This is a genomic window from Streptosporangium minutum, from assembly GCF_002149035.1.
GTDB classification, from domain to species: domain Bacteria; phylum Actinomycetota; class Actinomycetes; order Streptosporangiales; family Streptosporangiaceae; genus Streptosporangium; species Streptosporangium minutum.
Genome location: NZ_NGFP01000263.1, coordinates 1 through 12,864 on the forward strand (window position 1 = coordinate 1; position 12,864 = coordinate 12,864).

General features: G+C 72.0%; 11 protein-coding genes. 2 read left to right on the forward strand and 9 right to left on the reverse strand.

Annotated features, from left to right (window positions below; translation table 11 throughout):
• The 7 genes from CA984_RS48905 to CA984_RS36805 form a co-directional block, all read right to left on the reverse strand.
• On the reverse strand, positions 1-1,625 hold a 1,625-nt coding region (locus tag CA984_RS48905; RefSeq protein WP_207621174.1), incomplete at its 3' end, for a serine/threonine-protein kinase.
• A gap of 66 nt (positions 1,626-1,691) precedes the next feature.
• Positions 1,692-4,991 carry a bifunctional lysylphosphatidylglycerol synthetase/lysine--tRNA ligase LysX gene (gene lysX / locus CA984_RS36780; protein ID WP_242676381.1) on the reverse strand — a complete coding sequence of 1,100 codons (3,300 nt, stop codon included), beginning with the start codon at positions 4,989-4,991 and terminating at the stop codon, positions 1,692-1,694.
• A gap of 38 nt (positions 4,992-5,029) precedes the next feature.
• Entirely contained in the window at positions 5,030-6,469 is a 1,440-nt protein-coding gene (locus CA984_RS36785; protein ID WP_086578014.1) for an alpha/beta fold hydrolase, read from the reverse strand.
• Between the two features lie 4 nt (positions 6,470-6,473).
• The gene (gene pspAB, locus CA984_RS36790) at positions 6,474-7,043 is read right to left on the reverse strand and encodes a PspA-associated protein PspAB (RefSeq protein ID WP_086578015.1); all 570 of its coding nucleotides are present in this window, start codon (positions 7,041-7,043) and stop codon (positions 6,474-6,476) included.
• A 4-nt stretch (positions 7,044-7,047) separates the two neighbouring features.
• Entirely contained in the window at positions 7,048-7,950 is a 903-nt protein-coding gene (gene htpX / locus CA984_RS36795) for a zinc metalloprotease HtpX (RefSeq protein ID WP_086578016.1), read from the reverse strand.
• A gap of 9 nt (positions 7,951-7,959) precedes the next feature.
• Positions 7,960-8,238, reverse strand: coding sequence for a PspA-associated protein PspAA (pspAA, locus tag CA984_RS36800; protein ID WP_086578017.1), 279 nt, complete (start codon positions 8,236-8,238; stop codon positions 7,960-7,962).
• Entirely contained in the window at positions 8,235-9,047 is an 813-nt protein-coding gene (locus tag CA984_RS36805; protein WP_207621175.1) for a PspA/IM30 family protein, read from the reverse strand. The genes pspAA and CA984_RS36805 overlap by 4 nt, the downstream gene beginning before the upstream one ends.
• A gap of 146 nt (positions 9,048-9,193) precedes the next feature.
• Between CA984_RS36805 and CA984_RS36810 the strand changes: the two genes are divergently transcribed.
• Complete coding sequence (locus tag CA984_RS36810) at positions 9,194-9,802, forward strand: DUF3043 domain-containing protein (RefSeq protein ID WP_012889366.1); 609 nt, start codon at positions 9,194-9,196, stop codon at positions 9,800-9,802.
• 177 nt (positions 9,803-9,979) lie between these two features.
• On the opposite strand, the gene CA984_RS36815 is transcribed toward CA984_RS36810, so the two are convergent.
• The gene (locus CA984_RS36815; RefSeq protein ID WP_133061885.1) at positions 9,980-11,260 is read right to left on the reverse strand and encodes an SMI1/KNR4 family protein; all 1,281 of its coding nucleotides are present in this window, start codon (positions 11,258-11,260) and stop codon (positions 9,980-9,982) included.
• Positions 11,261-11,316: 56 nt separating this feature from the next.
• Between CA984_RS36815 and CA984_RS36820 the strand changes: the two genes are divergently transcribed.
• Positions 11,317-12,315 (forward strand): aldo/keto reductase family protein, encoded by a 999-nt coding sequence (locus CA984_RS36820; protein WP_086578020.1) that lies wholly within the window; start codon positions 11,317-11,319, stop codon positions 12,313-12,315.
• 165 nt (positions 12,316-12,480) lie between these two features.
• Here CA984_RS36820 and CA984_RS36825 read toward each other — a convergent pair whose 3' ends face one another.
• Positions 12,481-12,687: a hypothetical protein gene (locus tag CA984_RS36825; protein ID WP_031167793.1), complete on the reverse strand. Its 207-nt coding sequence runs from the start codon at positions 12,685-12,687 to the stop codon at positions 12,481-12,483.
• Positions 12,688-12,864: the final 177 nt, after the last annotated feature.

Genomic DNA, 12,864 nt, shown 5'->3' on the forward strand with positions numbered 1-12,864 from the left:
GTGGTGGGCTCCCCCGCCTGGGGGGTGGGGTCGCCGGGCTGGGAGGTGGCGGGCGGGTAGGTGCTGCCCGCGTGGGTGGACACGATCGGGTCGGGCGTGGTGTCGCGCAGCGCCAGCGTGATCCCCACGGCCGCGACGAGCGTGACCGCGAGCCCCGCGCCGACCATGACCCAGACCTTGCGCCCGCGCCCCGGCTCGGGTCCCTGCCCCGGGTACGGCGAGGCGCCGCGGGAGGGATGGGTCGCGGGGCCGCCGTAGGGCTGCGGGACCGCCTGCTGCGGGTGACCGCCGGGCCCGGCCTGAAGGTAGCCCGGTCCCTGCTGGTGGTGGGCGTGCTGCGGGTAGCCCCCGGGGCCGGTCTGGGGGTAGCCCTCGGGGCCGGTCTGGGGGTAGCCGTCCGCGCCCGCCCGCTGCTGCGGGTAGCCCGGTCCGGCCTGCGGATGCCCTCCGGGGCCGGTCTGATGGGGATGCCCTCCGGGGCCGGTCTGATGTGGATACCCGCCGGGCCCGGCCTGCGCATGTCCTCCGGGACCGGTCTGGTGGGGATACCCGCCGGGCCCGGCCTGCGGATGCCCTCCGGGGCCGGTCTGGTGGGGATGGGAGGGGCCCGGCCCGGCCTGGGGATAGCCGTCCGGCCCTGTCTGCGGGTAGCCCTCCGGGCCGGCCTGCCACGGATGGCCGCCCTGCCCGGTGCCGGGGTGCTGGGCAGGGGCCTGGCCGCCGGAGCCGGGGCCCGTCTGCTGCGCGGCCGCCGCCGACCCCTCTGCGAGGATGCCGCGCGGCGCGGTGGGCGTCGGCACGCCCGGCGCGCCGCCGGCGTGGCCGAGCAGTCGCAGCAGCGCCTCCCCCGCCGTGGGCCGCAGGGCGGCGTCCTTGGACAGGCACTGCCCCACCAGGTCACGCAGGGCCGGATCGGTGATCGCCCGCAGGTCGGGCTCCATGTTCATGATCCGGTTGAAGATCGCGGGCAGGCTGTCGGTGCCGAACGGCGGCTGGCCGGTGGCCGCGAAGACCATCGTGCAGCCCCAGGCGAACATGTCGGCGGGCGAGCCGGCGGTCTCCCCCGCCAGCTGCTCGGGGGTCATGTAGGAGGGGGTGCCGATCGCCATCGCGGTCAGCGTGGAGGTCCGGTCGAGCGCCTTGGCGATGCCGAAGTCGATCACCCGCGGGCCGTCGGAGGCGAGCAGCACGTTGGACGGCTTGAAGTCGCGGTGCACGATCCCTGCCTGGTGGATCGCGACGAGCGCGGTCACCGTGCCGATCGCCAGGCGGTGCAGGGCCGAGCCCTCGCGCGGCCCCTCGCCGGCCACGACGGCGTCCAGCGTCGGGCCGTCGATGTACTCACTGACGATGTACGGCCGGTGCTGGTCGACGCCGGTGTCGATGACCGCGGCGGTGCAGAACGGCGCGACCCGCTGGGTCGTGCTGACTTCGCGGACGAAACGCTCCAGCGCCTCCTCGTCCTGGGCGAGATCTGCGCGGAGCAGTTTGACCGCGACGCGGGCGCCCGTGGGCGACACGCCGAGAAACACCGTCCCCTGACCGCCCTCGCCGAGCCGCGCGGTGAGCTGGTACTCCCGCACCCGCTCGGGATCCCCAGGCCGCAAGGACACGAGGTCCGGCATGGCGACACCCTCCCTTTAAGGACTTTTTACGGTCCATTGTGAGGGCAAATGGTCACAGTCAGTGCATCAGCCCCGGGGCCGCGTCAGTGGGAAGGACAGCGTCTGCCGGATCGTCCTCCCGGTCAGCAGCATGATGAGCCGGTCCACGCCGATGCCGAGGCCGCCGGTGGGCGGCATGGCGTACTCCAGCGTGTGCAGGAAGTCCTCATCCAGCTCCATCGCCTCCGGGTCCCCGGCGGCGGCCAGCAGCGACTGCTCGGTCAGGCGGCGGCGCTGCTCGACCGGGTCGATCAGCTCGGAGTAGGCGGTGCCGAGCTCGACGCCGTAGGCGACCAGGTCCCACCGCTCGGCCAGCCGGGGGTCCTGGCGGTGCGGCCGGGTGAGCGGGGACACCTCCGCCGGGAAGTCGGTGTAGAAGACCGGCCCGGCGGTCCGCTCCTCCACCAGCCGCTCGTACAGCTCCAGGAGCACCGCGCCCCGCCCCCATCTCGGGTCGTACGGCACCGCCAGGCGGTCGGCCAGCTTGCGGAGCTCCTGGACTGAGGTGTCCACGGTCACCTCCTCCCCCGCGGCCTCCGAGACGGCCTCGTTGACCTCGACCGTCCGCCAGGCTCCGGAGATGTCGATCTCCTGCCCGCGCCTGCGGATCACCGGCGCGCCGAACGCCGCGGTGGCCGCCTCCTGGACCAGCGCGCGGGCCAGCTCCAGCATCGTCCGGTAGTCCGCGTAGGCCTGGTAGGCCTCCAGCATCGTGAACTCCGGGTTGTGCTTGTGGGAGACCCCCTCGTTGCGGAAGGTCCGGCCGAGCTCGAAGACCCGCTCCGCCCCGCCCACGCACAGCCGCTTGAGGTGCAGCTCCGGAGCGATCCGCAGGTAGAGCCTCGTGTCGTAGGCGTTCATGTGGGTGACGAACGGCCGGGCGCAGGCGCCGCCGTGGACGGACTGCAGGATCGGCGTCTCGACCTCCAGGAAGCCCCGCCGTGCCAGGGCGTCGCGGAGGCCGTGCAGGACCGCCCCCCTGATCCGCAGCGTCTCGCGGGCCTCGGGACCGGTCACCTGGTCGAGGGGAGGCCGCCGGGCCCACGTCTCCGAGCCGGCCGCGCCGCGCCGCCTGCCGGGCGGGGGGCGCAGGCACTTGGCGGTCGTCGCCCACTCCTCGGCGAGCACCGACAGCTCCCCGGTCCTGGTGGTGACGACCTCGCCGACGCAGCCGACGTGGTCGCCCAGGTCCACCGTGTCGCGCCAGCGCTCAAGCCCCGCGGCCTTGGTGATCATGAGCTGGAGGGCGCCGCTCCAGTCGGCGACCGTGGCGAACAGCAGCCCGCCGTGGTCGCGGACCAGCGTCACCCTCCCGGCCACCGCCACCCGCTCCCCGGTCCGCAGGTCGGCGGCCCGGCCGGGATGGGCCTGCCGTACCTCGGCGGCGGTGTGGGTGCGCGGGTAGTTCACCGGGTAGGGGTCGCCGCCCGCGGCCCGGATCCGGTCCAGCTTGGCGAGACGGACCCTGACCTGTTCCGGTACGGCTGCGCCCCGCTCCCCGCTCTCGCCCGGCTCCGGCGCGAGGGCCGCGCGGGGCGCCGCGGGGGGCTCCACCGCCGGGCGGACCGGGCCCTCCCCGCGCCGCAGCAGGGTGGGCAGGCTCGGCGCGTGCCCCAGGAAGCCTTCGGCGATCACCGAGGCGAGGCCGACCTTGGGCAGGTCGCGGCCGTCCTCGTAGGCGAGGTAGCGCGGCACCCACTCGGGGCGGTACTTCACGTTCGACCGGTACAGCGACTCGAGCTGCCACCAGCGGGAGAAGAACAGCAGCATCCCCCGCCAGGCCCGCAGCACCGGCCCGGCGCCCATCCTCGCGCCCTCCTCGAAGGCGGCCCGGAAGACCGCGAAGTTCAGCGAGATGTGCTCCACTCCCAGCGCGGGCGCCTGCCTGACGAGGCCGGAGACCATGAACTCCGTCAGGCCGTTGTCGGCCTCGCGGTCGCGGCGCATCAGGTCCAGGGAGAGGCCGCGCTCGCCCCACGGCACGAACGACAGCAGCGCGGCGTGGCCGCCGTCCGGCCCGAGCGCCTCGACCAGCACGCACCTGCCGTCCGCCGGGTCGCCCAGGCGTCCCAGCGCCATGGAGAAGCCGCGTTCGGCCTCGGTGTCCCGCCACGCCTCGGCCCGGTCGATGATGCGGCGCATCTCCTGCGGGGTCAGCTCCTCGTGCCGCCGGACGCGCAGGGTGTATCCGGCCCGCTCGACCCGGTTGACCGCCTGCCGCACCCCGCGCATCTCCCGGCCGGACAGGGTGAAGCGGGCGACCTCGATCACGGCCTCGTCGCCGAGCTGGAGGACCCGCAGCCCGGCCCGGTTGTAGGCCCTGGCGCCCTCCTCGCTCGCTCCGATGGCCGCCGGGGTCCAGCCGTACTCCCCTGCCTGGTCCATCCACGTCCGGATGGCCGGTTCCCACGCCTCCACGTCTCCGATCGGGTCGCCGCCGGCCAGGCTGACCCCGGCGACCACCCGGTAGGAGACGGCCGCCTTGCCGCTGGGGGAGAAGATCGCGGTCCGGTCCCTGCGGGTGGCGAAGTATCCGAGCGAGTCGCGCTCCCCGGTGGCGGCCAGCAGCGCGCGCACCCCGGCCTCCTCCTCCGGGGGCAGTTCGGCGCTGGCCCGCTGGGAGCGGAACAGGACCATGAAGGCGGAGAGGATCGCGACGGCGGTCAGCAGGCCCACGACGAAGCCGACCCAGGCGGGCGGGTGCCCGACCCGGTCGAGGTCGAGGGTGACGGCGCCGCCCAGTGACTTCTCCAGCGCCCAGGCGAACCGGCCCCGCGGCTCCAGCGTGCCGGGGAAGAGGGCGACCAGCAGGTAGGCGACGCCGAAGGACACCGTGAACAGGAGGGCGAGCGTGAGCAGCGCCTTGCGGAAGGCGCCGCGCTGCACCTTGGCGTAGAACTCTCGGCGCGCGAGCACCAGCACGGTCAGCAGGCCGGCGACGAAGACCAGGTTTACCGTCCCGGTGGCCAGCAGCCAGGTGGATTCGCGCCCCCGGAAGGCGCTGTCGCCGAAGAGGTAGACCAGGGGCAGCAGGAGCACGTCGAGCAGGAGGGTCAGCGACAGCAGCACGACCAGCAGCCAGTACGCCGCGCGCTTGTGGCGGGAGAGGGCGCCGGCGAGGATCGCCAGGAAGACCGCGTAGCCGAGGTTCGCCTCGACCGAGAAGACGCTGGTGCTGATCACGTCGGTGGCCGGCCGCAGCAGCCTCCGGACCGGCCCGACGAGCGCGATGAGCGCCGAATAGGCCGCCAGCACCGCGAAGAACACGCCCAGCGCCCGAGGCACCGCCGCCGTCCAGCCCCGATCCTTCAGCCGAGATGCCATCATCACCCCCGAGGTGATCGCTACTCAGATCGTATACCCGGCTACGTATCGTGAAATCTGCTAATCGTCCGGACCGCTCCGGTGATCGCCTCGGGGTTTTCGAGCTGGACCTCGTGCCCGGTGCCGGGCAGGGAGATCAGTTTGGCGTCGAGGAGCTCGGCGAGGTCGTGGTGGCAGCGGTCCTCCGGACCGGCGCTGAGGACGACCACGGGGATCTCCGGGAAGGGGTGGGTCCCGCGCAGCTCGTCGAGCTCGGCGGTCATGTCCGGGTAGGCGAGCCACTCGGCCGTCGCGGCGGCCAGGACCCGGCCCCTGCCGTACACGGCACGGGCGCCGTCGTGCGCCCCCATGAGGAGACGGTGCGCGAAGGGCAGCACCAGGGAGGCGACGGCGGTCGCGCCGAACGTGCCGCCCAGCGCCGGAAGGACACGCTGTACGGCTCGCACGGCGGCCGCGCGCGCCGCGCCGCGGGGCCGCACCGTGGACTCGCAACTGGGGTCGACCAGCACCAGCCCCGCCACCCGCCCGGGGTGGAGCCGGGCGAAGGCCTCCGCGTGCCGGCCCGCCGCCGAGTGCCCCACCACCACGACCGGTGACCCCGCGAGCGCGCCGATCCGGTCCGCCTCCTCGCGCAGCGTGGGCGGCCTGCGGTGGCCGGAGCTGAGGCCCAGGCCCGGCCGGTCGAACCGGATCACCGCGTGGTCGCGGCTGAGGTCGGCGGCGACCCGGTCCCAGTGGAACCACGCTCCCGCCATTCCCGCGCAGATCAGCACCGGCGGCGTCCCGGCCCCCTCCAGCAGGACGTGCGACTTCGGCGGGACCGCCATCGTCCGGTCCCGCCACAGCGCGGCCCCCAGCGACAGCAGCCAGAGCCCGATGACCGCGACCTGGAACCGCTGCGCGAGCCCCACCGGGGCGCCGGACGCGATGGCCGCCAGGGTCCACACCGTGGCCACGGCCATGAGCACGGCCAGCACCGCCCCGCCGTACCCGATGAGCGGCCACCTGCGCCGCCGCAGCGCGCTCACCGGCAGCGCCAGGAGGCTGACAATCGCTCCCGCGGACGCCAGGGCGCTGGTCACCGTGTGGATCCGGTGGGACGGCGAGACCCGCCCCGCCGCCTCGGCGGCCGCGCACACGGGGTCGCTCAGCGCGGCGCAGTCCAGCGGGAACAGGCCGCTGTCCAGAACCGTCATCCCGCCCAGCAGTGCGAGACCGAGCCAGCCGAGCGCGCCCCACCGGCCGGGACGCTCGTCGGGGACCAGGGCCACGGCGGCCAGGCAGGCGATCCCGGCGATCACGTCGGCGGCCCGCACCAGCCACGACCACGGCTGGTCGGCGGCCGCCAGCTCGCTGACGTAGGCGTCCGGCCCGCCGATCCCGGGGTTGAGGAACTGCGCCGGCAGCCAGGCGCTGTAGCACAGGCCCGCGACGGCGAACCCGCAGGCCGCGATCCAGGCCAGCCTCCGCCGGGCGCGCATCGCCCTAGAGCCCGGGGGCGCCCCACAGGGGGAACCAGCGGCTGAGGTCGGGCTCGATCGGGAGCTCCCCCTCGACCGCGGCACGCACCTGAAGCTCCAGCGCGTTGTCCCTGTGCTGGCCCGACAGCGGCGCGAACGGGTAGAAGGTGCCGCGCTTGTAGAGGTAGACCAGGGCGAGCGCGCGGGCGGACTCGTCGGCGAACACGACCAAGGAGCAGAGCAGGGAGGGGCCGAAACCCGCCGCCTCAAGGGAGGAGTTGACCGCGTGCAGATCGGTGACCAGGTCGCTGAGCTGCTCGGGCGTGCGGCGCACCAGCAGCCAGGTGTAGCCGTAGGCGTCCTTGGACTCCTCCACCGGTGGGCCGCCGCCGGCGGCGAGCAGCTGGGTGACGTCACGCTCCAGCTCGGCGAAGGCCCCTCCCTCGGCCGGGCGGAAGCAGACCGACCCCGTCCCGGTCGGCGCCAGCCCGGTCGCGGCCTGCAGGGTCACCGCCGCCGACGGCAGCGCGAACAGCGCGTCCAGGTCCGGTTTCACCGGTTCGGTACGGCCCAGCAGCGCGTCCCACCACTTCACCGGCTCACACTCCCTGGCCGAGCTGGGCCGAGATCCTGGCGAGCTGTTCCAGGCGCCGGTTCAGCGGCGGATGGGTCGCCAGCAACGTCGCCAGGCTGGCGCCGCCCGACAGCGCGGGGACGAAGAAGAAGGCGTTGAACGGCTCGGCCTCGCGCAGGTCCCTGGTCGGGATGCGGGCCATCTCACCGCTGATCTTGACGAGCGCGCTGGCCAGGACGGAGGGGCGCTGGGTGAGCAGCGCTCCGGCGCGGTCGGCGGCCAGCTCACGGTAGCGCGACAGGGCGCGGGTGAGCAGGAAACTGACCCCGTACACCAGGGCGGAGACCAGCATGATGATCAGGCCGATCGGCAGGCCGCCACGATCGTCGCGGCCGCGCCCCAGACCGCTGAAGAGCGCGACCCTGGTCATGAGCCCGGCGACGATGCCGAGGAACGAGGCGATGGTCATCACGGCGACGTCGCGGTGGGCGACGTGGGACATCTCATGGGCGAGCACGCCCTCAAGCTCGGCCCGCTCCAGACGGCGCAGCAGGCCGGTGGTCACGCACACCACGGCCTTCTTCTGGTTGCGGCCGGTGGCGAACGCGTTCGGGACGTCCGAATCGGCGATCGCCACCCGCGGCTTGGGCATGTCGGCCATGGCGGAGAGGCGGTCGATCATGCCGTGCAGCTCCGGGGCCTGCTGCGGGGTGACCTCACGTCCGTGCATCGCGAACAGCGCGATGCGATCGGACATGAAGTACTGCACCAGCAGGGTGCCACCGGCTATGAGCAGCACCAGGATCGTCTGGACTCCCAGCGTGATCAACACGCTCACGAAGACGACATACAGCAGTCCGAGCAGGAACATGGTCAGAACCATGCGACTGGTCAGGCCCCGGTCCGGGGCGAACCGGGTGTGTGCCATATGCCCAAACTATCCGGGAATCAGCCCCTCATCGCCGAGCATCTCCCGCACTTCTTCCATGGAAGCGTCAGCCGGAGGCAAAATCAGCTCCGAGGGCTCCAGACTGTCGTCCGGGAGCGCCTTGCCGACATGGCGGACCTTGTCCAGCAGATCGTGCAGGCGGGCCCGGAAGATCTCCTCGTCGCCGGCCTCGATCGCCGCCTCCAGCTCACCGTCCAGGGCGTTGAGGACGCCGAGGTCACCGGGATCGATCTCGGTCTGGCCCTCGCCCATGATGCGAACGATCACAGCCCCTCCCCCGGCTGACGGTACTGCTGGGTCTGGGGGGACTGCTGCTGCTGGGGCTGGGGCTGCTGGTGGGGCGGTCCGGACTCGATCGCGCTCTTGGGCGCGGAGCCCTGCCCGAGCTCGGCCTTCATCCGGGCGATCTCCAGCTCCACGTCCTGGCCGCCGCCCATGCGGTCCAGCTCGGCCTGGATGTCGTCGCCGCGCTGCCCGCTGAAGTCGTCGAGCGCGCCGCTGGCCAGCAGCTCGTCGATGGCGCCCGCGCGGGCCTGCATCGAGGCCGTCTTGTCCTCGGCCCGCTGGATCGCCAGACCGACGTCGCCCATCTCCTCCGAGATGCCGGAGAAGGCCTCGTTGATCCGCGTCTGAGCCTCGGCCGCGGTGTAGGTCGCCTTGATCGTCTCCTTGCGGGTGCGGAAGGAGTCGACCTTGGCCTGCAGCCGGTGCGAGGCGGTGGTGAGCTTCTCCTCCTCGCCCTGCAGGTTGTCGTGCTGGACGCGGAGGTCGGCGATCTGGGTCTGCAGGCTCGACCGGCGGGTCAGCGCCTCGCGGGCGAGGTCCTCGCGGCCGACGCCCAGCGCCTTCCGACCCTGCTCCTCGAGCTTGCGCGACTGGGCCTCGATCTGGTTGATCTGCAACTCCACCCGCTTGCGCGAGGTGGCGACGTCGGCCACACCCCGGCGCACCTTCTGCAACAACTCCAACTGACGCTGGTAGGAGTAGTCCAGGGTTTCGCGTGGATCCTCCATCTTGTCCAAGGCGTTGTTGGCCTTGGACTTGAAGATCATGGAAAGTCTCTTCATCACGCTCATGCGCGTCGGCCGTCCCCTTCTTCAAATGCGCTTCGGGTCACCCCAGTGATTCCTGCCCCCTATAGAAAGCTCCGGAGCCACCTAGGTTCACCCTACGCATAACGCACGAGGGCGTCACTAAGTTGCAGTCCCGGTAGGCTGACGATGTGTTCCGACGTACCCAGACCACCGCGGACGACTCCCCCGTCTCCGCTAACGATCCTAAGCCTGCGGGCAAGGGGCGTCCCACACCCAAGCGCCGGGACGCCGAAGGCCGTCGCCGCCAGCCGGTGAACGCCCCCCAGAACCGCAAAGAGGCCTACAAGCAGCTCCGCGAACGCCAGGCCAACGACCGCGTCAAGGCGCGCGAGGGCATGATGCGCGGCGACGAGCGCTACTTCCCGGCACGCGACCGGGGCCCGGCACGCAAGTTCGCCCGTGACTGGGTGGACTCCCGCCGGATCATCAGCCAGTACTTCCTGCCGTTCTCGCTGCTGATCCTGCTGCTCACCTGGGTCCCCTTCCCCGGCGAGACCCGGCAGTACATCTACGCCGCCGTCATCACGATCGGCTGGCCGATCATGATGGTCGGCGTGCTGTTCACCTCGGTCTGGGTGTCCTGGAAGGTCAAGAAGCTCGTGACCGAGAAGTTCCCCGGCGAGAGCGTCAAGGGCGTCGGCTTCTACGCCGCCATGCGCGCGCTGCAGATCCGCAAGCTGCGCTTCCCGCCGCCCGCCTTCCTCCCCGGCGGCAAGCCCGTCCCGGCGAAGAAGTAGGCGTCCGGGCCTCCTCCGAGGACACCGCGTCCCTCCGCCCCGCTCGGTCATCCGGCGGGGCGGAGTGCCGCTGAGCGGCCGGCTCCGGCGGTGGCCGTACCTGCAGAACTCAGTCCACTTCCGGCGGAGCCGTACCTGCGGCCTCAGCCCACTTCCGGCGGAGCCGTACCTGCGGCCTCAGTTCACGATGTCCCAGTCGAACTCGCCCCCGGTCACCCGGGGCTTCCAGTAGCCGACGGCGCCTCCGGTCTCCATCGCGTCGGCGACCGCCTTGAGCAGGGCGTAGTGCGAGCGGATCGGGATCCCGCCGGGCGTGAAGCTCATCCGGCCCTCGTGGTCGGTCTCCCCCACGTCGCGCATGACCGAGTCGACCACCAGATGGTTGCCGCTCCCGTCGGTCCCGAAGGGGATCATGCGCCCGTCCCACCATTCCGCGCGCGGGTCGGAGCCCTCTCCCCGGTCCTCGACCTTGTCGTCGATCCCGCACAGCATCCGCCAGGTGTCACGGATCTCCCGGACCCCCATGCCCGCGTTGCCCAGGAAGCCGAACGGCCAGCTCCCGCCCGCCGCCACGGCCCCGTTGTGCCGCAGCAGCGAGGCGCGCAGGTCGTTCGGGAACCTCAGGCCCATCTGCGCCTCCGCGACCGCGATCGTCCGGGCCCTGGCGGGTGAGCCGAGCGTGCGGTAGCTCGCCGGGGCGTTGGCCTTCAGCCACTTCTCGATCCGCGCCCACTGCCTGTTCACCGCCCGGACGACCCTCGGGCTGAGCGGCCGCGCCCGGGGCGTCCGCGTCGCGGGGTGGCAGTCGGCGTCGGGAACCGTCTCGTCCGGGGCCGTCGCGGTGGTGTCCGGAGCCTGGGCGGTGTCCACAGGGAACGGCGCCTCCGCCTGCGACCATCCGGAGGCATCCTCCTCGCAGAGCGTGCCGACGCGGTCGCCCGCCATTCCCGTGGCGGGGTCCGGCTCCCAGCCGGGCACGCACGGGTCGATCAGGGTCTCGGGCATGTCCCCGAAACGGGTCTCCCCCGTGGCCTCCGTGGCCGTCGCCTCCTTGGAGAAGGTCGCGTTCTCCAGGGCCTGCGTGCCGAACACCAGCAGGCACAGCGTGACGGCGACGGCGCCCCAGCGGGTCAGGCGGCGCCGGGTGAGGTCGTCCAGGGGCTTTCGCGGCGGAGAGTCCGGGGCCAGGAAACGGGGGATGTAGGGCCTGACGGCGTAACGCTTGAGGTCGTCGGCGGTGGGGGTACCGAGGATCGGAGCGGGGGGCCACTGCGGTGAGGGAGCCGGTACGGCCTCGGCCTCGGGTCCGAGTCCGGATCCGGGGGCGATCTTCGCGCGGAGGGCGTCCCCGGGGACGGCCGGAGACCGGCGCAGGCGCAGGACCGCCACGACGATCGCCGCCACCGCGGCGGCCACGAGTGCGAGCCGTACCCATCGAGAAGTGATCAACCGCAACACGCCGGGCAGAGTATCCCGAATCGGTCTGTCGCATGACACCTACTAGGGTCGGAAGCATGGAATTCCGCCACCTTGGCCGTAGCGGCCTCATGGTCAGTGAGATCAGCTACGGCAACTGGATCACTCATGGTTCCCAGGTCGAGGAGGACGCCGCCCGGGAATGCGTGCGGGCGGCGCTCGACGAGGGGATCACCACCTTCGACACCGCCGACGTGTACGCGGGCACCAAGGCGGAGGAGGTGCTCGGCCGCGCCCTGAAGGGCGTCCGCCGCGAGTCTCTGGAGATCTTCACCAAGGTCTACTGGCCCACGGGTGCCGGCCCCAACGACCGCGGCCTCTCCCGCAAGCACATCACCGAGTCCGTTCACGGCTCGCTGCGCCGCCTGCAGACCGACTACGTCGACCTGTACCAGGCCCACCGCTTCGACAACGAGACGCCCCTTGAGGAGACCCTCAAGACCTTCGACGACCTCGTACGCCAGGGCAAGGTCCTCTACGTCGGCGTCAGCGAGTGGAACGCCGAGCAGATCGCCCAGGCCCTGAAGATCGCCGACGAGATGGGCTTCGACCGCCTGGTCTCCAACCAGCCGCAGTACTCGATGCTGTGGCGGGTCATCGAGGCCGAGGTCGTGCCGCTGTCCGAGAAGGAGGGCCTCAGCCAGATCGTCTGGTCCCCGATCGCCCAGGGCGTGCTGACCGGCAAGTATCTGCCGGGCCAACCGCCGCCCGCCGGTTCCCGGGCCACCGACCCGGCCGGAGGCGGCTTCATCTCCCGGATGCTGAACGACGACGTGCTCACCCGCGTCCAGAACCTGAAGCCGATCGCCGCCGACCTCGGTCTGAGCATGGCCCAGCTCGCGGTGGCGTGGGTGCTGCAGAACCCGAACGTGGCCTCCGCCATCATCGGGGCGACCAAGCCGGAGCAGGTCCGTGACAACGTCAAGGCCTCCGGGGTGAAGCTGGACGCCGAGGTGCTGAAGAAGATCGACGACGTCCTCGGCCCGGTGGTCGAGCGGGACCCCGCCAAGACCATCAGCCCCGAGAAGCGCCCGTAGTCACCCGAACAGCCAGAACCCCTTGGGGCGCCATTCCTGGGAATGGCACCCCAAGGGGTTCTTCTTCATTCGCGGCGCGGACACATCATTCACGGCGCGGAGACATCATTCGGGGCGCGGAGACGTCATTCGCGGCACAGTGACATCATTCGCGGCGCGGAGACGTCATTCGGGGCGCAGTGACATCTTCTCGTATTCGACCCGGTCGTCCTCAAGCAGAGTGACCTTCTCGACACCGGCTTCCAGCAGCTCACGCCAGCTCTCACCGAGCCACGACTCCGCGTCCGCCTGACTCGGGAACGTTTCGGGCGGCACAACCCCCTCGGTCACCAGCCCGCCGTTCGCGTTCTCATAGCGCCAGTGCCAGGTCATGTCACACGCTCCTTCTCGCGGGTTCTGCCGGTGCCTCCGACGGCTCAGCGAACCCTACATCCCCAAGCACGAGGGCTGCCGGAGGCGGACACACGTCCACCGCCCCGGAACCTCCCCAGCACGAGGGCTGCCGAAGGCGGACACAGGTCCACCGCCCCGGACCACGCCTCCCCTGCC